A 21366-nucleotide genomic window follows, 5' to 3' on the forward strand; every position below is an offset into this window, starting at 1 on the left:
CAATCGGCGAAACCGGCGCGGCGGCAGTTTGCCCAAACCGTTGGGCATTTGGCCGGGTTTCTGGCCGGGCAGCGGGCAGTTTTCGCCCGCCTTCGCCGTTGCGGCGGGTTCTGCATCGGCCTAGTCTTTGCGTAATCTGAGCCAGAGGGGTGGGTATGGTACAATCGGCGGGCAGGGTAACCCTATGGGGGGTCGAGGCATTTGCCGCCACCGCCGACGAGGGCGCCGTATCCGCCGCCGCCAAGCGGCTGGGCGCCAGCCCGTCGGCCATCTCGCAACAGATCGCCGGGTTGGAAACCGCGCTGGGGGTGCAGTTGATGGACCGCACCACGCGGCCCGTGACCCTGACCCCGGCGGGCAAGATCTTTCTGCGGCGCGCTCGCAAGATCCTGACCGAGGCGCAGCTGGCCAAGGCCGAACTGGCGGGCAACGATCTGTCGGCGCTGACCGATTTCCGACTGGGCGTGATCGAGGATTTTGACGCCGATGTCACCCCACGCCTGTTGGCTCAGATGGCCGGCGACCTGCAAACCTGCCAGTTCCTGCTGGAAACCGGGGCCAGTCATCGGCTGATTGATCAGCTGGACGCCCGGGCGTTAGACGTGGTGGTGACCGCCGATACCGCCACGCCGCCCAGCTGGATGGAGGTGCATCCGCTGCTGGAGGAACCGTTCATTGCCGCCACGCCCGACGGGTTCGACAGCGCCGAGGCGGCGATGGCCGAACTGCCGCTGATCCAGTATTCGGCGCGCCATGTGATGGGCCGGCAGATCCTGGCGCATCTGGAACGCCACAATCTGGCACCACCGCATCGGTTCGAGCTGGACAGCTATCACGCCATCCTGGCGATGGTGGCGGCGGGGCTGGGCTGGGCGATCCTGACACCGTTGGGGTATTTGCGGGCGCACCGCTTCCGGGGTGCAACCCGTGCGCACCCGTTGCCTTTTGCACCTTTGTCGCGACAGATCAGCCTGAATGCCCGCCAGGGTGTTCTGGGCGAGATGCCCGCACAGATGGCTGGCCGCCTGCGCCCTATCCTGGACGAGATGATCGTTGCGCCGGCAACACACGACATGCCGTGGCTGAAGGGGCGATTGAAGTTGCTTTAGGCCGTGCCGTTTCTCAGCCGGTTAACAGCGCCGAAGGCGCCCGGCTGATCGCCAGACCGCCCGAAAGGGCTGGCGATTTTGCAATGGACGGTCTTTGACCACGCCGTCAGAGGCGCCTTGCACCATAAACGCATCACGACCCCGGTTGGATCGCCACCCCGCGGTCTTTCGCGTGAGGTTTGACCGTTGCGCAAGACGACCCTTGCAGGCAATGCCGTAATTCAGGCCGCCTCGGCCCCCTTAACCTGGGTGGCGGCGTTCAGCAGTGCATCGGCGATGAAATCCAGCTCGGCCCGGGTCAGGCGCGCGGGCAGGCGCACGTCGCAGGCGCGCATCAGCATCGCGCGGGTCTGTGGCAGGTCGGGCATCTTGCCCGGAATGAACTGCCAGTTCCAAAAGGCGCGGGCATTGTCGTCGCTCAGCCCAAAGACCTGCACATGTACGCCGATGGCTGCCGTGGCATCTTGAAATGCCTTGGCTTCGGCATCGGAACCGAAGCCCACCAGGTTGAACTGAATGGAATCCGGCGCGCGGGTCTCGGCGGCCAGCGGCTCGGGCACTGTCAGAAAGGGCGACGCGTTCAGCCGCCCGGCCACATAGTCATGGTTGGCCCGCCCGTCGCGCACCCGGCGCGCCACCTCGGCCAGTTGCGGGCGGATCACCGCGGCCGACAGGTTCTGCATGCGCGTGTTGTACAGCGGCAGCTTGTTTTGCCAGTGGCCAAACCGGTCCTGCACCACCGGGTGCTTGCGCCAGTTATGCTCGTAGGCGCCCGACATGATCACCGCGCGGGCCACAAGGTCGGCGTCGTCGGTGATCAGGATACCGCCTTCGCCGGCGTTGATCATCTTGTAGGACTGGAACGAGAAACAGCCGATCTTGCCAATGGTGCCGATCTTGCGGTCATGCCACAGCGTACCCAGCGAATGGGCGGCGTCTTCGACCACCGGAATACCGCGCGCATCGGCCAGCGCCATGATGGCGTCCATATCCGAGGTATGGCCGCGCATATGGCTGATCATGATGGCGGCGATGCTGTCATCCAGCTTGGCCTCGAAATCGGCCATGTCGATGCGATAGTTCTCGCCCACTTCAACCAGCACCGGCTGGCAATCGGCATGGACGATCGCGCTGGGCACAGCGGCGAAGGTGAAGGCGGGCACCAGAACGCGCGCGCCGCGCGGCAAGTCCAGCGCCTTGAGCGACAGGAACAGCGCGGCCGAGCACGAGGCCACAGCCACCGCGTATTTTGCACCCATGAATTCCGCGAATTCGCGTTCCAGCAGGGCCACCGGTGCGTTTTCGGGGGCTGTATAACGGAACAGATCGCCCGAGTTCAGCAGCCGGTCAATCTCGGCCCGGGCGGCTTCGGGGATGGGCTCGGCGTCATGCACATTCGGCGCGGTGGTCATGTTTCAGAAATCCTGAATAAGAGTTTCAGGAATTTTGAACTTTGGGTTCATGAAAGGCAAATGAAATTTTTACTGCAAGGGCTAAAGGCGCAATTTGTCGCGCATGGCGTACCAAGTCATGGCGGCGGCCAACAGCGGGCTGCGCAAGGCGGCTCCACCGGGGAAGCGTGGCGTTGGCAGACGCGACATCAGTGCAAACCCGTCTGACGGGCCTCGAATGGCCTCGGCCAGCAATTGCCCGCCCAACGTTGCCAACGCGACGCCATGCCCTGAATAGCCCGAGGCCGACACGATATTCGACCCCAACCGTGTGAACAGGGGAAGACGTTGCATCGTGATGGCCAGCGTGCCGCCCCAAGCATAGTCTATGCGCACGTTTTTGAGCTGTGGAAAGATCCGGGCCATCGGTTTTCGAACGGTCGACGCAATGTCCTTGGGAAACCGATAGCCATACGTCTCGCCGCCGCCGAACAGCAACCGGCGATCCTCGGACAGGCGAAAATAGTTCACCACGAATTTACTGTCAGCTACGGCAACATCCTCGGACAGGATTTCCGGCGCGGTCTGGTCCAACGGCTCGGTTGCAACGATGAAATTGTTGATCGGCATCACCCGTGAGGCGATCTGTGGCATCAGTTTGCCAAGATAGCCATTGGCGGCAACGATCACATGGTTCGCGCGCAGCGTTCCGTTAGGCGTCTGCAAAGTCGCGGGTTGGCCGGGGTCAATTCGCTCTACCGTGCTACCTTCATGAATCACGGCCCCCGCTGTGACAGCAGCGCGTGCCAGCCCCAGGGCAAAACGCAACGGGTGAATATGAGCCGCGCCGCGGTCGATATAGCCGCCATGATAGGTCGGCGAGCCAACGAGTGCGCGTATTTGAGCGCCGTTCAGTTTTTCTATTGCTACGTAGCCATAGGCGCCGCGCAAGTGGTCCGCATAGGCGTGACTGTGGGGAACGTCCTTCGGGTTTATGTCGGCATGCACAATGCCCGGACGCCACATTGCATCAATCGCATGAGCACGACACAAAGACAGGACTTTGGCTTTTGCATCCTCGCCCAATTGCCAAAGCGCTTGGGCGTCTTCCTTGCCCATCATCTGTTCCAACGTGTCTTGTTCGCGTCGCTGACCCGAACCAACTTGCCCGCCATTTCGCCCCGAAGCGCCAAAGCCAACCCTTTGCGCCTCTAACAAGGTGACATGCACGCCCGCCTCGGCCAGGTGAAGTGCCGCGGAAAGCCCGGTAAAGCCACCACCTATGACGGCCACATCGGTTGTCGCGTTACCTTTCAGGGATGGAAATGGTGGCAATGGCTTGGCGGTTGCCGCGTACCAGCTGTGTGGGTAAAAGCCGGGTCGGTCGTTTGCCGTGAGCAGGTTCATACGTTCAGCAGCAGATGTTCGCGTTCCCACGGGCTGATAACGTGCAGAAATTCCTGGTATTCCAGACGCTTAACCGCCGCATAAACCTGACAGAACTCCGTGCCCAGCACATCTTTCAGGGCGTCGGCCGCCACGAGCAGGTCCAGCGCCTCGCCGACATTTCGCGGAATGCCCGCGTCGCTGTCATAGGCATCGCCGGTGAACCCTTCGCGCGGGGCTTCACGCTCCAGCAGGCCAAGATATCCGCAAGCCAGCGAGGCCGCGATGCCCAAATAAGGGTTGCAGTCCATCCCGGCGATGCGGTTTTCGACCCGCCGCGCCTCAGGACGCGAAACCGGCACGCGCAGCCCCGTCGTACGATTGTCGCGGCCCCATTCCAGATTGATCGGCGCCGCAAAATCCGGGACATAGCGGCGATAGGAGTTCACATAAGGCGCCAACAAGGCAATCACGGAAGGCAAATGCCGCTGCATTCCGCCGATAAAATGCAGAAACTCCGGGGTTTCCTGCCCGTCTGGCGCGGCAAAGAGGTTTTGTCCACTGGCCAGGTCCACCACGGAATGGTGGATATGCATGGCGCTGCCGGGTTCGTTCTGAATAGGCTTGGCCATGAAGGTGGCAAAACAATCGTGCCGCAGAGCTGCCTCGCGGATCATGCGTTTGAAGTAAAAGATCTCGTCGGCCAGCCGCACCGGATCGCCGTGGCGCAGGTTCATCTCGATCTGACCGGCGCCGCCTTCCTGCAGGATGCCGTCGATCTCCAGCCCCATCGCCTCGGCGAAATCATAGATGTCGTCGATCACCGGCCCGTATTCGTCAACCGCGCTCATCGAATAGGCCTGCCGCGCTGCTGCCCGGCGCCCGGACCGACCCATGGGTGGTTCGATTTCCATGGCAGGATCAGTGTTGCGCGCCACCAGAAAGAACTCCATCTCCGGGGCCACAACCGGTTCCCACCCGCGGTCATTATAAAGGGCGACAACACGTTTCAGCACGTTACGCGGGGCAATAGGCATCGGCCTGCCATCCTGCGTGGCAATGTCGTGTATCACCTGAAGCGTCCAGTCCCCGGTCCACGGCGCCGCCACGGCCGTGTCATAGTCGGGGGTCAAAACCATGTCGGGTTCGGTGAAGGCTTCGCCATCCAGGTCGGCCCAATCGCCGGTAATCGTCTGTAGAAAAATCGAATTCGGCAGGTAGAAGTGGCTTTGATTGCCGAATTTGCTGGCTGGCATTGCCTTGCCGCGTGCCACACCGGCAAGGTCGGAAACGATGCATTCAACCTCGTCCAATCGTCGCCCGGACAAATAGGCTTGGGCTGCTTCGGGCAACTTTTGGATCAGATCACCCATGATCCACCTGTTGGTGTGCCACAAAGAACCGTGCAAGTTTCTGCCCGATGCGCGCGTTGTCGTTGGGCTGGTCCAACATGGCCCGTGCAGCGTTTTGGCGGTCAACGGGCACGATGCCCTTGGCACGATGGTCCAGCAGTTCGGTCAACACGCTGTTTGGAAACTCGGGATGCGGTTGCATCGTCAGGATTGTGTCGCCATAGGCCAATGCCGCGATTTTGCATCCCGGGGCCGAACCAATGACGCGGGCGCCTGCCGGGGCTTTCAGAACCTGGTCCTGATGCCATGCGTTCAGAGCGTAGCTCATGCCATCCAGCATGTAGTCTTTGCGCCCCACCATCCAGCCGCCGTCGAATTTCTCGACCCGACCACCCAGGGCCTTGGCGATCAACTGATGGCCAAAACATATGCCGATCATAGGTTTCTCGGCGGCATGTGCCTCGCGGATAAAGGTTTCAAGGCGCGGAATGAACGGCAGATCTTCATATGCCCCATGTCGCGACCCCGAGATCAGCCAGCCATCCGCCGCGTCGATAGAAATCGGAAACTCCATGTCCACGACGTTCCATCCCTGAAACCGCAGCCCGTGGCCTGCCAACAGCTCGGAATAGAGCCGCACATAGTCACCGTGGCCGGCCTGCACTTCCTGCGCCAAATGGCCTGCCTGAAGAATTCCAATCAGCATTGATACCTGCACGTTATCTGGTGGGTACGCTAACGCCGGCCTGAAATTCGGACAAGGGGTCAGACCCGCGAGAGGACCGCGCCCAACTGCACATCAAATGTGGCCTCGCCCAATTGAGAGAACTCTTGACGCTTGGTGCGAACAAGATTGTCTATCAGAAGAGGCGCAAAAATGCGGGTCGTGAAGGGGCTGTCAGCGAAAAAGTCGATGGCCTCGACCCAGCTTCCCGCCATCTGAGGCAGATCCTGCGCATAAGCATTACCCGTGATCGGAGGCGGTGGATTGATGGCATCGTCAATCCCGTTCATGGCACCGCCAAGGATCGCGGCAAGCATCAGGTAAGGGTTCGTGTCTCCGCCCGCGACACGATGTTCGATGCGTCGTGCCTTTGGTGATCCACCAGGGATACGGATCGACGCTGTACGGTTTTCATACGCCCAGCACAGCGCTGTTGGGGCATGAGAGCCGGGCGTGAACCGGGCAAAGGAATTGGCGTGCGGTGCAAAGATCAAAGTCTGGTCGCGCATGGTCGCCAACAGCCCGCCAACAGCGTGGCGCAGCGTGTCATTTCCGGTATCTGACCCGTCATCGAAGACGTTGTTGCCGTCTCGGTCAATGATCGAAAAATGCACATGCAGGCCGTTGCCCGCTTGCGCCGGGAAAGGCTTGGCTGCGAAGCTGGCCGTAAGACCATGCGCGTGCGCTACGCCTTTAACCAGCATTTTGAACAGCCAAGTGTCGTCTGCGGCTCGCAGGGCATCTTGGTGGTTCAGGTTCACCTCGAACTGTCCCACACCCCCCTCGGCGATGGCCGCTTGTGCTGGCAGTCCCATCGCGGCCGCGTTGGCGTAGAGGTCTGAAAAGAAGGCATCGAAACCGTCCAACAATTGCAATGACAGGATTTCGTCGCCCGAAAGACGCGTATCTGTACCGGGCAACAAGGGCGCGCGCACTTGCCTGTCGCTCGTGTCCAGCAAATAGAACTCCAACTCTGTCGCGGCCATGACACGCCAGCCGCGTGCTGCAAAGCGGTCCAGTACATTGATCAAAGCGCCCCGGGGGTCGCCGGGCCAAGGTACGCCATTTTCCACCAACGTCATCGGATAGAACATAGGTGCGCCCTGCAGCCACGGCATGGGCACCGGACCCCGATCGGTGGGTTGCAGGGCACCATCAGCATCGCCGCTTTCAAAGACCAGTGGGCTGTTCTCGATATCGGCGCCGAATATGTCCAGGTTCAGGGCCGAGAACGGAAGTCGGACTGCGCCATCCAGTTTCGTGGCATAGCTTTCGGGCAACCGTTTGCCACGGGCTTGCCCATTCAGGTCACACGCGGCAACACGTATGGTCCGGCTCATCGGATCACCTGCGGGCGGATACGCAGACGCGGGCGGTTTGATTGCGGAAGGTGACGGTTCAAGCGTCTGTTCACCAGACCAAAGAACCCGATCACCACCAAGGTCAACAAAACGAAATAGGTTGCAACGATGGGGTAGGGCACAAAGGGATTGAACGTCTTGTCCGCGAAATAGTTGGCATAGTACAGCGCATCACCCTGTTGCTTCCATGCCGGGAAGCCCGAGAAATAGACCAGAGTGGTGGCATGGAACAGAAAGATTGCCTCATTCGTGTAAGCAGGCCACGCAAGGCGCAGCATCGTGGGCCAGACCACGCGGCGAAACCGGGCCCAGCCAGTCAGGCCATAAGCATCGGCGGCCTCCAGATCTCCGCGCGGCACAGCGCGCAGGGCGCCATAGAAGATTTCACCCGAATAGGCCGCCGTGTTCAGGAACAAAACGATCAGCGCACCAGCCCATGCTTTGGTCAGCCACGCCGTTTCCACAGTGATCAGGACAAAGCCGAGATTCACAGGAATCCCCGCCTTTGGCAGCAGAACGAAGGCCTCGTAGGCCAAAAAGAACTGGATGAAAAGCGGTGAGCCACGGAAGACAAAAACGAACGCCTCAGCCGGCTTGCGGAGCCACGGCGATGGAACATTCTTGGCAAGGGCCACAACGGTGGCCAGAAAGAACCCGCATACCAAGGCCAGCGCTCCGAAATAGATGTTCCAAATCATGCCGGAACCGATCAGGGTCACTTGTTCACACAGCGTGAAGTCACTGCGCGGCAGCAGGCGTTCACCGTAACCAAGTGCACGTACGCCGTAGGCTTGAATGGTTTCAAGACAGCTCATGCTTGTGCCTCGCGCCGGGCCGCTTCACCGCCCATCGTGGCCTGTCCATGGCTGAGACGTTTGGTCAGCCGCGCCAGCACCCTTTCGCTGCCCCAGGTCAGGAACAGGTAGAACACAAGCAGCCCCAGGAAATAGAACAAACGCCAGTCACCATGCGGATAGTCCGTGAACCGCGGGTTCACGAAACCGCCCAGCTCGCGCGCCCAATAGACGATGTCCTCAACCCCCAGCAGGAACAGCAGGGGCGTGGCTTTCACAAGGATCAGCCAAAGGTTCGAAAGGCCGGGCAGGGCGTACAGCCACATTTGCGGGACCAAAACCCGCCAGAAGGTCTGGCGTTCCGACATGCCATACGCGGCGGCGGTTTCCAGCTGCGCCATGGGTACAGCGCGCATGGCACCAAACAGAACGTTGGCGGCGAAGGCACCAAAGACGATGGCAAAGGTCAGTACAGCAAGGAAAAACCCGTATGTTTCGTGGATCCATTGCGGCGCGGTGTTCAACGGCAGTTTGGCCGCACCGCAGACAATAAAGTCGTTGCCTTGACGGATCGGGTCGGCCCAATCCGGGCATTTGATTTGGTGGCGCATCCATTCAAACGCTTGGTCCAGAGCGATCACAAAGAACAAGAAAAACACGATATCCGGTACGCCACGCACAATCGCGGTATATCCTTTGCCCAGCCAGCGGATCGGAAGAATACGTGATCGCGCTGCGCTTGCGCCGGCAAACCCAAAGGCCATGGCCACTGGCGCGGTTATCGCCAAGAGTACCATGACCGTCCCGAAAGAGGCGTAAAACGCCATGTGTTTGCCATTGCTCAGATAGCAGGCAAACCAGCGTAGCCGTTCAAGGGCTTCGGGATCAGAGCAAAACTCGAACATGGTGCGGTAACAGGCCCGCGAGCGATCCCCGCGAGCCAGATTTCACACGCAGCGGCTTACCACTGCGATGCAACTTCCCACTTGGCGATCATGGTGTTCAGCGTCCCGTCCGCCTTCATGTCCGAAATGGCGGCATCGAACTTGGCGCGCAAGTCAGCATCGCTTTCACGCAGGCCCATGCCGACGCCACCGCCGATGGCCTCCATGCGCTCAAGCATCACCAGACCGTCGGTGCCCGCTACTGTGTCAAGGAAGCTCTTGTCCGCCAGAACAGCGTCGGCTTCACCATTACGAACCGCAGCGACCGTGTCCTCGGGTGAGGCGAATTCGATCAAAGTCCACCCCTTGTCGGCGATAAAGCTTGCTTGGATCGTGGACGTTTGCGCGGCAATCACGCCGTTTTCCAGATCCACACTGGCATCAAGCGCAACATAGGCCGAGGGGTCCGGGGGGGTGTAGGCTTGGGTGAAGTCGATGACTTCTTCACGCTCGGCCGTGATCGACATGCCCGCGATGATGGCGTCGTAATTGCCTGACAGAAGGTTGGGGATGATCGAATCCCAGTCGTTTTTGACCCATTCACAGGTCAGTTCGGCCCGCGTGCACAGTTCGTCGCCCAGTTCACGCTCGAACCCGTCAATCTCACCTGCGTCATTCACAAAGTTCCACGGGGCATAGGCCCCTTCCGTGCCCAGACGTACCACGGCATGACCATCGGCCAGCGCCGTTCCGGCCATCAGCGCCATGGCGGCGGTTGTCAGAACCAGTTTTTTCATTTTTTTGCTCCCAGTTGGTTGGTTTTTTAGGCCGGCGCAGACGCCGACAGGAATTGCCGCAAACGGTCAGTCTGCGGGTTTTTGAGCACCGTGCCGGGCGCGCCTTCTTCGGCGATCAGCCCTTGGTGTAGAAACACGACATGGCTGGAGACATCATGGGCCATGCGCATGTCATGGGTCACGATCAACATGGTACGCCCTTCATCCGCCAAGGCACGGATCACCTTGACCACCTCCTGTTCCAGTTCCGGATCCAGTGCCGAGGTGGGTTCGTCAAACAGCAGCGCGCGCGGCTCCATGCACAAACCCCGCGCGATGGCGGCGCGCTGTTGCTGGCCACCCGATAGTTGGGCGGGATAGGCATTGCACTTGTCGCCAATCCCGACCTTTTCCAGATAACGGCGCGCAGCGTCTTCGACCTCGGGCCGGTCTCGTTTCAGAACGGTCACGGGGGCCTCCATCACGTTTTGCAGGATGGTCATATGGGCCCAAAGGTTAAATTGCTGAAACACCATGGACAGGTTCGTGCGAATGCGGGTGACCTGTGCCCGGTCTGCGGGGCGGCGTGCCGCGCCCTGACCTTTCCACTTCACCGGTTCGCCTTCGAACAGGATTTCGCCTTTTTGGCTGTCTTCCAACAGGTTTGCGCAGCGCAAGAGGGTGGATTTTCCTGACCCGGACGAACCGATCAGAGAAACGACATCCCCTTTGCGGGCAACAATGTCGACGCCTTTCAAAACCTCCAGCTGGCCATAGCTTTTGTGGAGATCTCGAATTTCGACGACGGGGGCGTTTGGGTCAGCGGTCACAGGCAAACTTTATTTAACTTCTGGTCAAATTAGGGCGCAATTCTGTGGGAATTGCAATCCGTGCCTTGCCGATATTGTATTGAAGCCCTGACCTTACGCCGGGTCAGTCGTATTTTGCCTGAACTTTCAGCCGCAGCCGGTGGCTGTCGGCATCGCCCACACCCAAAAGATTGGCGACCAGACGCAGCAAAGCGTCCTCTTCTTCGTCCCGCATGCCATCGGCCAACGCGACGTCCCACAATGCCTCGACCACGGCCGAGCGGTCGTCATACGCGACGGCATCCTTGATCGCACGGGTGAAGCGGACGGTATCAGGGGCCTCGGCCTCCAGCGCTTCGGCCTGCTCGCGCAAGGCGCGCGCGCCAGCATGGTCAAGACCATAGCGCGTTTCGCAAATGCGATCGATGCGGCGCACCTCTTCGGCGGCATAGTCACCATCGGTGCGGGCTACGCGGACCAAAAGCGCCGTCAGCGCCAGACGTGCGTCAGGGTCGGGCAGGGTTTGCGGGCGGTCGGCGGTCAGCCGGGACAGGAGATCAGAGAGCATTTGTGTAATATAGGTTGCGTCGTTCAGAGCGCCAAGCGCTCAACGTTCCAAGTCGCTGGGATCCACGCCAAAGGTATGAGCGGCTTTCTCAAAAAGCATCTTTTCATCGTCCCGCATGCGGCCGTCAGCGGTCACGATTTCCCACATGGCGGCCACGATGGCCGAACGTTCGGCATAGGCGATGACGTCTTTCAATGACGCGGCGAAATCTTCGGTCCGGGGGGCTTCGGCTTCCATTTTTTCGGCCTCGGCACGCAGGCGGGCGGCCTCGACCTGGTTCAAATCAAACCGGGCGGACAGGATGCTGTCGATCTGGCTGATTTCTTCCACGGCATATTCGTCATCGGACTTTGCCAGTCGCACCAACAGGGCGCCAAGTGCCAGTTGGGTGTCGCTGGGCGCCAGTGCGCTGGGTTCGGGGCCGGACAGGCGGTTCAGAAGGTCACGAAACATGGGCGCAGTCTAACCACCCTGCCGCGGCACCGATCAAGTCAGAATCGTTTACGTTGCAGGTGGGGTAAGGAAACCGTGACTGAACGGCACCGCTGATCCGGAAACGCGAATCTGTGTCAGTCTTTCGTCCGACACGTCGATGGTCAGGCCAATCTCGCTGCGCCGCCCCATTTCAACCCCTTGCAAAAGCTGCAAGCTGTTGCGCCCCTCGCCAAGTGCACCATTGGCCAAAAGCTGCGCAGACAGGATGGCCGAAGCGGATCCTGTGGCGGGATCCTCGGGGATACCGGCCGTCGGCGAAAACATGCGCGCTTGCCAGTCGGCGCCGTCGGTCGGGGCATAGATATAGGCTGAATCCACATTTGCGGCGTCCATGAGCGTGGACCAATGGGGTTCGATCGCGCGGACACGGGCCAGAACCTCTCGCGATCGAACCGGTGCATAAAGGAAGGCAGGGCCGCCCTGCCAGATACCGGGCTGATGCGGGCCGAGATCGCCGGGCGAGATATCCAACGCCTTCGCAATCAGCGCCGGGTCAGCCTGACCGGTAAACGCCGAAGGCAGCACAGGCGCTGCGAACTCGGCGCGCATTTCATCGCCACGACAAGTCACCCGCACCGGTACAAGACCGGCCTCTTCTTCTAACGTGATCTCTGTATCGAAATCGCCCGCGTTCTGCGCTTTGGCCAAGTGGATGGCGCAGCCAACTGTTGGGTGACCGGCGAAGGGAATCTCTGCCGTCGGAAAGAAGATGCGCACTTTTGCCGTATGGGCCGGGTTGGCGGGGGGTATGACAAAAATTGTCTCGGACAAGTTGAATTCGCGCGCGATGGTCTGCATCTGCGCGGTGCGCAACCCACCGGCCCCTTCGACGATGGCAAGCGGATTGCCGGCAAACGGGGTGTCTGTAAACACGTCATAAACGTGAAAACGCAGTTCGGTCATTGTTCAGCCTTTGGTTTCAGTGTGGATCCAGTCAAAGAAGCTGTCGCTGCCCGTGTCCATTTCAACGGCCCAGAAGGCCGGTTCGTCGTAGGGATGGTCTGACAGCGCCCGCGCTTTGAGATTGGGCAAAGCTTCGGCCGAGGTTTTGAACAGCAACCGGAATTCGGGCTCTTCCTGCACGGCCCCATCCCAGCGGAACACCGACGTGACCTGCCCGATCTGAACGCAGGCGGCCAACCGCTCCTTAACCACAGTCCGGGCCAAGTCGCGCGCCAGCTGCGCATCGTGAAGCGTGGTGAAGGCGGCATACGGCATGGTTCGGTCCCGACATCGAGTCGCACCGAACCCTAGCCGCGCAGGTTACCTTAGACCAGCCGCGAGTTCTCGACGGCTGCACGCACGAAGTCGGCAAACAAGGGGTGTGGCTGAAACGGCTTGGACTTCAATTCGGGGTGGAACTGCACGCCAATGAACCACGGATGGTCCTTCCACTCGACAATCTCGGGCAGGCGACCATCAGGCGACATGCCAGAGAACGACAGGCCCTTTTCTTCGAGCTGCTCGCGGTACTTGATATCAACCTCGTAGCGGTGGCGATGGCGTTCCTCGATGGCGCAGGCGCCATAGACCTCGGCCACTTTCGACCCCTCGGCCAACGTCGCCGAATAAGCGCCCAACCGCATGGTGCCGCCTTTGTCATCATCCACCTTGCGGGCCACGGTGCGGTTGCCCTGTACCCATTCCTTCAGGTGGTAAACTACGGGCGTGAAACGCTTTTTGCCCGATTCATGGTCAAATTCCTCGGACCCGGCATCGCCCATGCCGGCGACGTTGCGCGCCGCCTCGATCACCGCCATCTGCATGCCCAGGCAGATGCCCAGATAAGGCACCTTGCGTTCGCGGGCAAATTGCGCCGCTTTGATCTTGCCCTCGGTGCCGCGCTCGCCGAACCCGCCGGGCACCAGGATCGCGTGATAGCCTTCCAGATGCGGAGCGGGGTCTTCGGTATCGAACACCTCGGCATCTACCCATTCCACATTGACCTTCACGCGGTTGGCCATGCCGCCATGGGTCAACGCCTCGGCGATCGACTTGTAGGCATCTTCCAGCTGAGTGTATTTGCCAACAATTGCCACCTTCACCTCACCATCGGTGTTGAAGATGCGGTCGCTGACGTCGTCCCAACGGTCCAGCTTGGGCTTCGGTGCGGGCTGGATGCCAAACGCGTCCAGCACCGCCTGATCCAGCCCCTCACGGTGATAGGCCAGCGGCGCTTCGTAGATAGATTTCAGATCCTGCGCGGCAATCACGCTGTCGGGGCGGACGTTGCAAAACAGCGCCAGCTTCTCGCGCTCTTTCTTGGGGATCGGTCCTTCGGAGCGGCAGACCAGCACATCGGGCGCGATGCCGATGGAACGCAGCTCTTTCACGCTGTGCTGTGTCGGTTTGGTCTTCAACTCGCCCGACGCTTTGATGTACGGCAGCAACGTCAGATGCATGAAAATGCACTCTCCGCGTGGCTTGTCATTGGCGAACTGGCGGATGGCTTCGAAGAACGGCAGCCCCTCGATGTCACCCACGGTGCCGCCGATCTCGCACAGCATGAAATCAACCTCGTCCTCGCCGATGGCGATGAAATCCTTGATCTCGTTGGTGACGTGGGGGATCACCTGGATGGTTTTGCCCAGATAGTCGCCGCGACGCTCTTTCTCCAACACGTTGGAATAAATCCGCCCCGAGCTGACAGAATCGGTCATGCGCGCGGCCACGCCGGTGAAGCGCTCGTAGTGACCCAGGTCCAGATCGGTTTCGGCCCCGTCATCGGTGACAAAAACCTCGCCATGTTCAAATGGCGACATGGTGCCAGGATCGACGTTCAGATAGGGATCAAGCTTGCGCAGGCGCACTGTGTATCCGCGCGCTTGCAGCAACGCGCCAAGTGCGGCCGAGGCAAGACCTTTGCCCAGCGAAGAGACCACACCACCTGTAATGAAAATAAAGCGCGCCATAGGGCTGGCTACCCCCGTGATATTCAATTTTGTTGGTTTGATTCGGGCCCGTCGGACCACTGCATCACGGGATTTAACCTATAACGGATTCGCGGCCGTCCCGCAACCGGACCGCAACATGATGGGGCGCAAAAAGCGCCCTCAACCAAATTTTGTGGCTAAACTTAGTCGGCCCGCGGCGGAACCAACGGCTCGTCACCTGCCGAAGGTGGCAAAAGGTCATCGCCCAACAAATCGCCCGCGCCTTCGCTGCTGGAGGCCGGAGCGTCCGCGCCCAAACGGTCCAGAACCGAACCACCGGCCGAGTTTTTGGCCGCAATGATGGTCAGCGTAATCGAGGTGCAGATAAAGGCGACTGCAAAAAGCCAAGTCAGTTTGCTCAGCGCCGAAGCGGCTGCGCGGCCGGACACCAGACCGCCGGCAGCACCACCGCCGCCACCGCCCATGCCAAGGCCGCCGCCTTCCGATCGTTGCAGCAACACAACGGCAATCAGGCACAATGCCAAGATAAGATGGATGACCAGAATGACGTTTTCCATGGGGCCCTGCATATCGCGGATGTTGACCGGCTATTTAGGCAAGTTTTTGTGAGGGGGCAACCCGCCATGTTTCGCTGGACAGTCGACAGTGCCGCGCGCAATGCTGCGCCCATGCCTCATGACGATCACGACCATTCCGTTTTACCTCCCGATCCCGCGCTGCGGGTGAAGGCGCTGGAGACCATCCTGACCGAGAAAGGGTTGATCGACCCCGCGGCGCTGGATGCCATTATCGATACCTATCAGAACAAGGTGGGGCCGCAGAATGGCGCAGCGGTTGTGGCGCGCGCATGGACGGAGCCTGAATTTCATGCCGCGCTGATGGCCGATGCCACGGCGGCGGTTTCCGAAATGGGGTTTTATGGCCGACAGGGTGAACATCTGGTCGCCGTGGAAAACACCGGCGACGTGCATAACATGGTCGTTTGCACGTTGTGCAGTTGTTATCCTTGGCCGCTGCTGGGGATACCTCCAGCGTGGTACAAATCCGATGCGTACCGTGCCCGCGCCGTGCGCGAGCCCCGCGTGGTTCTGTCCGAATTCGGCGTCACGTTGCCCGACGAGACCAAATTGCGGGTCTGGGACAGCACGGCCGAAGTCCGCTATCTGGTCATTCCCCGCCGTCCCGACGGTACTGAAGGTTGGAGCGTCGATGACCTGGCCGCCATCATCTCTCGTGATGCCATGGTCGGCTGCGGCCTTGTCACGGTGCCAGCATGAGCCGCATACACGACATGGGGGGGCGGTTTGGCGACGGTAAGGTTGAGGTCGATGCGCCCGATGCCCCGGTCTTTGCCGAAGACTGGCACGCCCGCGCTTTGGCCGTCACGCTGGCGTGCGGTGCGTTGGGGCAATGGAATCTCGATACCTCGCGGCACGCCCGCGAGAAACTGTCGCCCAGGGACTACACCCGGTTCAGTTACTACGAAAAGTGGATGGCCGGGCTGGCGGATTTGCTGGTCGCCAAGGGGGTATTAACCCGCGAAGAGCTGACCAAAGGCCATGCCGATGGCCCGTCACAATTGGCGGAACGTTGTTTGGTTGCCGAAAACGTTCCCTCCGCATTGTCCAAAGGTGGCCCGGTGGACCGGCCCAGCGACGTTGCCGCGAAATTCGCCCCCGGTGACCGTGTCACAACCCGCGCCCGGGCCCGCAACACGCTGGTTGACGGGGGCCATACGCGCCTGCCCACTTATGCACAGGGTGCGACCGGCACGATCCTGCGTCTGCATGGCGCACATGTTTTCCCTGACAGTAACGCACATGGGCTGGGAGAGGCACCCGAACCGATCTATGCCGTTGTCTTTGACGCCGCCGAGCTGTTTGGCGCGCCCGAGAGGGTAGGGGACGAGGTCATTCTCGACCTTTGGCAATCTTACCTTTCCCCCGCATGAAACGCCCCGAACCCGCCTTTGCCGAGCCTTGGCATGCACAGCTTTTTGCCCTGACGGTTCATCTGAACGAGACAGGCTTGTTTGATTGGCCACATTGGGCAGATCGGTTCAGCGCAACACTGAAACGCCATGGGGTGGCGCGCGAATTGAATGGCGGCGATGACTATTTCAACGCGTGGCTGGAAACGCTGGAGGCGGTCTTGTCAGAGCAATCGCTGGCTGATCCTGCGCAGGTTGACCGGATTCGCAACGCGTGGGAACAGGCCTATATGACCACACCCCATGGCGCGCCCGTTCGGTTGATATAGTCAGTCCTCAAGATCGTCCACATCCGCCTGGCCAGAAAGGCGCCGGCGCACGATTGACCAGCTGAGCCCGATTCCCAGTACCAAGGACAGCGCAAAAATGCCCAGCCATAGGTTCACGCTGGTGTTTTCCAATGTCAGCAGCCCCCAATCGACCAGCACCCAGATCATTGCACAGACGACCGAGGCCACCAGAATCATCCCGAATGCGCCGATCGACCGGATCGTGGCACGCAGGTAGATGATATAGCCGATCATCAGCAGCAGCCCCAATAAGACCGCCAAAGGCAATTGTTCGGCATAAGATCCGCTTGCCCACGCGATGTAGTTGAACGGTGTCGGGTTGAACGTGGCCGCAATCAGCACCAACGCGAACAACCACCTAAGAATAATGCTGCCCATCTCGGTCCCTTTCCTGGTGCCTTGATGCCGCCGTGCTGCCTTTGTGTCCAGCGTTCTCTAGGCTGCGGCGAAAATCCCGTTTGCTCTTGTGGCACCCATAGCGCTATACGGTGCCGGGTTTTCCAAATGCTAAGGAACAGCAATGGCCAATGTCGTCGTGGTCGGCGCCCAATGGGGTGACGAAGGTAAAGGCAAGATCGTGGACTGGCTGTCGGAACGGGCCGATGTTATCGCCCGGTTCCAGGGCGGGCACAATGCGGGCCATACTCTGGTGATCGACGGCAAGGTTTACAAGCTGCACGCGCTGCCTTCGGGCGTGGTGCGCGGCGGCAAGCTCAGCGTGATCGGCAATGGCGTGGTGCTGGACCCCTGGCACCTGATGGACGAGATCGCCACCGTTCGCGGGCAAGGTGTCGAGATCTCGCCCGAAACGCTGATGATTGCCGAGAACACGCCGCTGATCCTGCCTATTCATGGCGAGCTGGACCGGGCGCGCGAAAACCAGAATTCGGTGGCTAAGATCGGCACCACCGGCCGCGGCATTGGCCCGGCATACGAGGACAAGGTTGGCCGCCGGTCGGTCCGCGTGGCGGATTTGGCGGACGAGGCTACGCTGCAACTTCGGGTCGATCGCGCATTGGTGCACCACAACGCGTTGCGCGCTGGTCTGGGGCTGGAACCCGTGGATCGTGACGCGCTGGTGGCCAAACTGCGCGAGATCGCGCCGCAGATTCTGGAATTTGCCGCACCTGTCTGGAAGGTGATGAACGAGAAACGCAAGGCCGGCAAACGCATCCTGTTCGAAGGCGCGCAGGGCGCGTTGCTGGACATTGATTTCGGCACCTACCCGTTTGTGACCTCGTCCAATGTGATCGCCGGGCAGGCGGCCACGGGGGTTGGCATCGGGCCGGGCTCGATCGATTTTGTGCTGGGCATCGTCAAGGCCTATACCACGCGGGTGGGCGAAGGCCCGTTCCCGACCGAGCTGGACGATGACGACGGCCAGCGGCTGGGCGAGCGGGGCCACGAGTTTGGCACCACCACCGGGCGCAAGCGCCGCTGTGGTTGGTTCGACGCGGTTCTGGTGCGCCAGACCTGCGCGACCTCGGGCGTAAACGGCATCTCGCTGACCAAGCTGGACGTGCTGGACGGGTTTGACGAGTTGAAGATCTGTGTGGGGTACGAGTTGGACGGCCAGCGCATCGATTACCTGCCCACCGCCGCCGACCATCAGGCGCGCTGTACCCCGATTTATGAAACCATGCCCGGCTGGTCAGAAAGCACCGAAGGCGCGCGCAGTTGGGCCGACTTGCCGGCCGCCGCGATCAAATACGTTCGCCGCGTGGAAGAACTGATCGATTGCCCGGTGGCGTTGTTGTCCACCAGCCCGGAGAGGGACGACACCATCCTGGTGACCGACCCGTTTGCCGACTGATGGCGCTCAGCTACAAGGCACGCCGCCGGTGGGCGCTGGTCGTTCTGCTGATTGGGCTGCCCGTCTATATCGTGCTGGCCGTCACGCTGACCGACTGGTTGCGCGAACGTTTTGATGGCCTAAATTTTCTTGTGGAACTGTTGATTTTTGTTGTCTTGGGGTTCCTGTGGATGTTGCCGCTGCGCAGTGTCTTCCTTGGCGTGGGTAAGGCGGATCCCGATGCGCCTTTACCCCCGGACCAAGGTTAAGCATCTGAAAAGTATCTAAAAAAGGCGACAAGCCGACCGGGCCTGTCGCCCAACACTCGTTACCCGAGAATTGAGCTTGCCTCGGTCAGGCACAATCCTCGGATTAGTGCATAAAGCGCGATGCTTTAGAAAGCGTGAACTGACCACGTTGGACGCGTTCGAACGGTCCCTCGCGCAGCAGCGTTCCAAATGCACGCAGGCCGTCCTCGCGTTCAAAGTTGTCTTTCCCGATGATACGCGATGCGGCGCGGATCACCTTGGGGCGGGTAAAGAACGGCTCGTCCTCGACCACCAACATATAAGCGGCGGCGGCCTCTAACAGGTCTGGCAGCTCGCGCGCGCCAACACGTGCGGCAAACTGCTCGAATGATTCGGACTCTTCGAACAGGTTTTCGGTGTCCTCTTCGGGGTCATCGGCAACTGCCAGGTTCCCGTGGGCCACCTTTACCGGCTGCGGTTCAGACGCGGGCGTATCTATGCGTTGTTCTGACACCAGCATCAGCGGGGGCATCCCGTCGGATTCGGTTGTTTGCGACGGCTTGGGCTGCACCACAGCTTCCAGATCGTCGCGATAGGGTTGTTCTTCTTCGGCCGCTTCCTCGTCAGCAGACTTGCCACGGCGGAACGAGCGTTCAGCAACGGTTGCCGCGACCGCGGCTTTCAGATGCGCGATGGCCGAGCGGCGGCGGCGGTGCTCGGGGCCGTCCATCATCGTGTTCACTTCGTCGACGAGGCGCGACACAGATTCTTCCGGCTGTTCCGCAGCTTCTTTCAGTTGATCACCGGACGGCATACCCAAAGGGGGGGCATCCTGCGCGTCAACGGGTTCGTCTCGCAGCGCTTCCAGTTCGGCCATCAGGTCGGCTTCGTCTTCAGCAGACAGAAGGGACTTGGCGTCGTCCTGAGGCGGTTGGGGCGGTTCCGGTTGAGGCTCTTCTGCGGCAACGCGCGTTACTCGACGCGGGCGAACCACGGCACGGGGCTTTGCCTCGGGCTGAGGCTCTTCCGATTTGGGCTCTTCGACGGGCTCCGCCACGGGCTCTGCCACTTGGGCAAGGTCAACTTTTTTAACCTTCAGGACCCGCGCACGGGCACGTTCCAGAGCGGCACGCGTTTTGTCGGAAACAACGGGTGCCTCTTCCTCGACACTCTGGGATTCTTCTTCCTCGGCGACGTCCTCGGATACGTCGTCTTGGGCCACTTCGTCAGAAGCGGTCAGAGTCAAAGGCGCCGGTTCTTCTTCCGTGGCCTCAGGTTCCTCTGCATCCGCAGGTTCAGGTTCCGGCTCAGCCTCAGCTTCGGCTTTGTCGTCGAAAGAATCGTCCGTTGCGTCGTCTTCGGCGGCAGTTTCTACCTCCACTGACTCTTCTTCGGCTTCGATGGCAGCTGGTTCCAGATCGACGGGTTCGTCATTCTCGAACGCGTCCTCGACATCGTCTTCAACCAAATCCGACATATCAGCGCTCAGTTCAGGCGCAGCGTCGGTCGATTCTTCGATGTCGTCGTTGTCCCAGTCGTCGGCGTCTACAGACTTGGCGGCAGACAGAACAGCACCGATTGTCGCTGCGTCCAGCGCGTCGTCGTCTTCAAAGTCTTCTTCGGCCTCGGGGGCAGGGTCATCCTGCAGCTCGGCCACGAAAACTTCTTCCTGATCTGCAGCTTGCGTTTCTTCGCCTTCGGCTTCAGGTGCCACAGTCTCGGCTTTTGCAATCGCAACCTCGGCGTCGTCATCCTCGGATGATATCTCCGCGATGTCCGCACTGGTCTCAAAGCTGTCTTCGGCCTGATCTGCTTCTGCAACGTCTTCAACGGCAGGCTCTTCTTCAACCGCGACTTCTTCAACTTCGGTCTCGAGCGCTGGTGCCTCGATTTCTACAAGCTCTTCAGCGTCCAGTTCATCCGCTTCATCCGAGACTTCGGCAACCTCATCCGTCGCGAATGTCAGGTCGTCGGAAATATCCTCAACCAAGGCCTCGTCGTCATTGTCGGCAATGATCTCGGCCTCTTCGGCAGTGTCGCTGTCGACAACGGCGCGGATGCGTGCCAGGCGCGCTGCAACCGATCCCAGATTATCGCCGTTGGCGGCGTTGTCGTCTTGAATATCTTCAGGTTCGGCCGGCGTCGCGATGGACGTAATCGGTTCGTTCTCTGCGACCGGTTCAGGCGCGGGTTCTTCGATCGGGGATTTCGCCTGGATCTCGGGCGCGGGTGCCTCAGCTAGGGCATTGTCGATCTGTTCGTCTTCGGTCTCGTCTGCGGCGCGCAGCACAATGCCTGTATCACCTACACGCGCCTCGACCTGCTTCTTGATCTCGCGCTGGGCGATCCGCTGCAACATTTCGGCGTCAGGGGTCGGTGGCTCGGCACCAAAGTAACGATCGTCTGCAGCCAGGTCGCGGAAGTACTCCGCGATGGCTTTCATCGTGTCGAACGAATCGTCAAACCCCTCCAACGTGCAGGAGAAGGTTCCATAGGAAACGGT

Annotated in this window: 23 protein-coding genes; 6 read left to right on the forward strand and 17 right to left on the reverse strand. The window is 60.5% G+C overall.

Going from position 1 to position 21366, the window contains the following annotated elements; all coding sequences use genetic code 11:
* Nucleotides 1-155 precede the first annotated feature (155 nt).
* Nucleotides 156-1109, forward strand: a complete 954-nt coding sequence (locus tag ACMU_RS17145) for a LysR family transcriptional regulator (RefSeq protein WP_035262140.1) — start codon at nt 156-158, stop codon at nt 1107-1109.
* Between the two features lie 221 nt (nt 1110-1330).
* Here ACMU_RS17145 and ACMU_RS17150 read toward each other — a convergent pair whose 3' ends face one another.
* The 15 genes from ACMU_RS17150 to secG all read right to left on the reverse strand — a co-directional run bounded on the left by ACMU_RS17150 (nt 1331) and on the right by secG (nt 15100).
* Nucleotides 1331-2521 (reverse strand): DegT/DnrJ/EryC1/StrS family aminotransferase, encoded by a 1191-nt coding sequence (locus ACMU_RS17150; RefSeq protein WP_035262143.1) that lies wholly within the window; start codon nt 2519-2521, stop codon nt 1331-1333.
* A gap of 81 nt (nt 2522-2602) precedes the next feature.
* A complete protein-coding gene (locus ACMU_RS17155; protein WP_035262145.1) occupies nt 2603-3907 on the reverse strand; it encodes an NAD(P)/FAD-dependent oxidoreductase in 1305 nt (434 codons plus the stop codon).
* Nucleotides 3904-5259, reverse strand: coding sequence for a glutamine synthetase family protein (locus ACMU_RS17160; RefSeq protein WP_035262147.1), 1356 nt, complete (start codon nt 5257-5259; stop codon nt 3904-3906). The genes ACMU_RS17155 and ACMU_RS17160 overlap by 4 nt, the downstream gene beginning before the upstream one ends.
* Nucleotides 5252-5944, reverse strand: a complete 693-nt coding sequence (locus ACMU_RS17165; protein ID WP_035262318.1) for a type 1 glutamine amidotransferase — start codon at nt 5942-5944, stop codon at nt 5252-5254. Before ACMU_RS17165 ends, ACMU_RS17160 begins: the two co-directional genes overlap by 8 nt.
* A 59-nt stretch (nt 5945-6003) precedes the next feature.
* Entirely contained in the window at nt 6004-7302 is a 1299-nt protein-coding gene (locus ACMU_RS17170) for a glutamine synthetase family protein (protein ID WP_051588424.1), read from the reverse strand.
* A complete protein-coding gene (locus ACMU_RS17175; protein WP_035262150.1) occupies nt 7299-8138 on the reverse strand; it encodes an ABC transporter permease in 840 nt (279 codons plus the stop codon). The genes ACMU_RS17170 and ACMU_RS17175 overlap by 4 nt, the downstream gene beginning before the upstream one ends.
* Nucleotides 8135-9022, reverse strand: a complete 888-nt coding sequence (locus ACMU_RS17180; protein WP_035262152.1) for an ABC transporter permease — start codon at nt 9020-9022, stop codon at nt 8135-8137. Before ACMU_RS17180 ends, ACMU_RS17175 begins: the two co-directional genes overlap by 4 nt.
* A gap of 56 nt (nt 9023-9078) precedes the next feature.
* Entirely contained in the window at nt 9079-9798 is a 720-nt protein-coding gene (locus ACMU_RS17185) for a transporter substrate-binding domain-containing protein (RefSeq protein WP_035262155.1), read from the reverse strand.
* A 26-nt stretch (nt 9799-9824) separates the two neighbouring features.
* Nucleotides 9825-10607, reverse strand: coding sequence for an ABC transporter ATP-binding protein (locus tag ACMU_RS17190; protein ID WP_201769914.1), 783 nt, complete (start codon nt 10605-10607; stop codon nt 9825-9827).
* Nucleotides 10608-10710: 103 nt separating this feature from the next.
* Nucleotides 10711-11154, reverse strand: coding sequence for a tellurite resistance TerB family protein (locus tag ACMU_RS17195; RefSeq protein WP_035262159.1), 444 nt, complete (start codon nt 11152-11154; stop codon nt 10711-10713).
* A 39-nt stretch (nt 11155-11193) separates the two neighbouring features.
* A complete protein-coding gene (locus tag ACMU_RS17200) occupies nt 11194-11607 on the reverse strand; it encodes a tellurite resistance TerB family protein (RefSeq protein WP_035262161.1) in 414 nt (137 codons plus the stop codon).
* Between the two features lie 48 nt (nt 11608-11655).
* Entirely contained in the window at nt 11656-12552 is an 897-nt protein-coding gene (locus ACMU_RS17205; RefSeq protein WP_035262164.1) for a PhzF family phenazine biosynthesis protein, read from the reverse strand.
* Between the two features lie 3 nt (nt 12553-12555).
* Entirely contained in the window at nt 12556-12867 is a 312-nt protein-coding gene (gene cutA, locus ACMU_RS17210; RefSeq protein ID WP_035262167.1) for a divalent-cation tolerance protein CutA, read from the reverse strand.
* Between the two features lie 50 nt (nt 12868-12917).
* Nucleotides 12918-14561, reverse strand: a complete 1644-nt coding sequence (locus ACMU_RS17215; RefSeq protein WP_035262169.1) for a CTP synthase — start codon at nt 14559-14561, stop codon at nt 12918-12920.
* 164 nt (nt 14562-14725) lie between these two features.
* Nucleotides 14726-15100 carry a preprotein translocase subunit SecG gene (gene secG, locus ACMU_RS17220; protein WP_035262324.1) on the reverse strand — a complete coding sequence of 125 codons (375 nt, stop codon included), beginning with the start codon at nt 15098-15100 and terminating at the stop codon, nt 14726-14728.
* Between the two features lie 111 nt (nt 15101-15211).
* On the opposite strand from secG, the gene nthA reads away from it, so the two are divergent.
* Genes nthA through ACMU_RS17235 form a run of 3 tightly spaced genes read left to right on the forward strand, consistent with a single transcriptional unit; the run spans nt 15212 to nt 16802 of the window.
* Nucleotides 15212-15820 (forward strand): nitrile hydratase subunit alpha, encoded by a 609-nt coding sequence (gene nthA / locus ACMU_RS17225; protein WP_035262328.1) that lies wholly within the window; start codon nt 15212-15214, stop codon nt 15818-15820.
* Nucleotides 15817-16494, forward strand: coding sequence for a nitrile hydratase subunit beta (gene nthB, locus ACMU_RS17230; RefSeq protein ID WP_035262171.1), 678 nt, complete (start codon nt 15817-15819; stop codon nt 16492-16494). Before nthA ends, nthB begins: the two co-directional genes overlap by 4 nt.
* Nucleotides 16491-16802: a nitrile hydratase accessory protein gene (locus tag ACMU_RS17235; protein ID WP_035262173.1), complete on the forward strand. Its 312-nt coding sequence runs from the start codon at nt 16491-16493 to the stop codon at nt 16800-16802. The genes nthB and ACMU_RS17235 overlap by 4 nt, the downstream gene beginning before the upstream one ends.
* Here the strand turns inward: ACMU_RS17235 and ACMU_RS17240 are convergent, their stop codons facing one another.
* Complete coding sequence (locus ACMU_RS17240; RefSeq protein WP_035262176.1) at nt 16803-17201, reverse strand: DUF6524 family protein; 399 nt, start codon at nt 17199-17201, stop codon at nt 16803-16805.
* Nucleotides 17202-17343: 142 nt separating this feature from the next.
* Between ACMU_RS17240 and ACMU_RS17245 the strand changes: the two genes are divergently transcribed.
* Together ACMU_RS17245 and ACMU_RS17250 are read left to right on the forward strand one after the other, a co-directional pair.
* Nucleotides 17344-18636 (forward strand): adenylosuccinate synthase, encoded by a 1293-nt coding sequence (locus tag ACMU_RS17245; RefSeq protein ID WP_035262179.1) that lies wholly within the window; start codon nt 17344-17346, stop codon nt 18634-18636.
* The gene (locus tag ACMU_RS17250) at nt 18636-18884 is read left to right on the forward strand and encodes a DUF2842 domain-containing protein (protein ID WP_035262181.1); all 249 of its coding nucleotides are present in this window, start codon (nt 18636-18638) and stop codon (nt 18882-18884) included. Before ACMU_RS17245 ends, ACMU_RS17250 begins: the two co-directional genes overlap by 1 nt.
* A 103-nt stretch (nt 18885-18987) precedes the next feature.
* Here the strand turns inward: ACMU_RS17250 and ACMU_RS17255 are convergent, their stop codons facing one another.
* Nucleotides 18988-21306, reverse strand: coding sequence for a hypothetical protein (locus tag ACMU_RS17255; RefSeq protein WP_152544671.1), 2319 nt, complete (start codon nt 21304-21306; stop codon nt 18988-18990).
* Nucleotides 21307-21366 lie beyond the last annotated feature (60 nt).

The sequence above is a fragment of the Actibacterium mucosum KCTC 23349 genome, from assembly GCF_000647975.1.
Classification (GTDB): domain Bacteria; phylum Pseudomonadota; class Alphaproteobacteria; order Rhodobacterales; family Rhodobacteraceae; genus Actibacterium; species Actibacterium mucosum.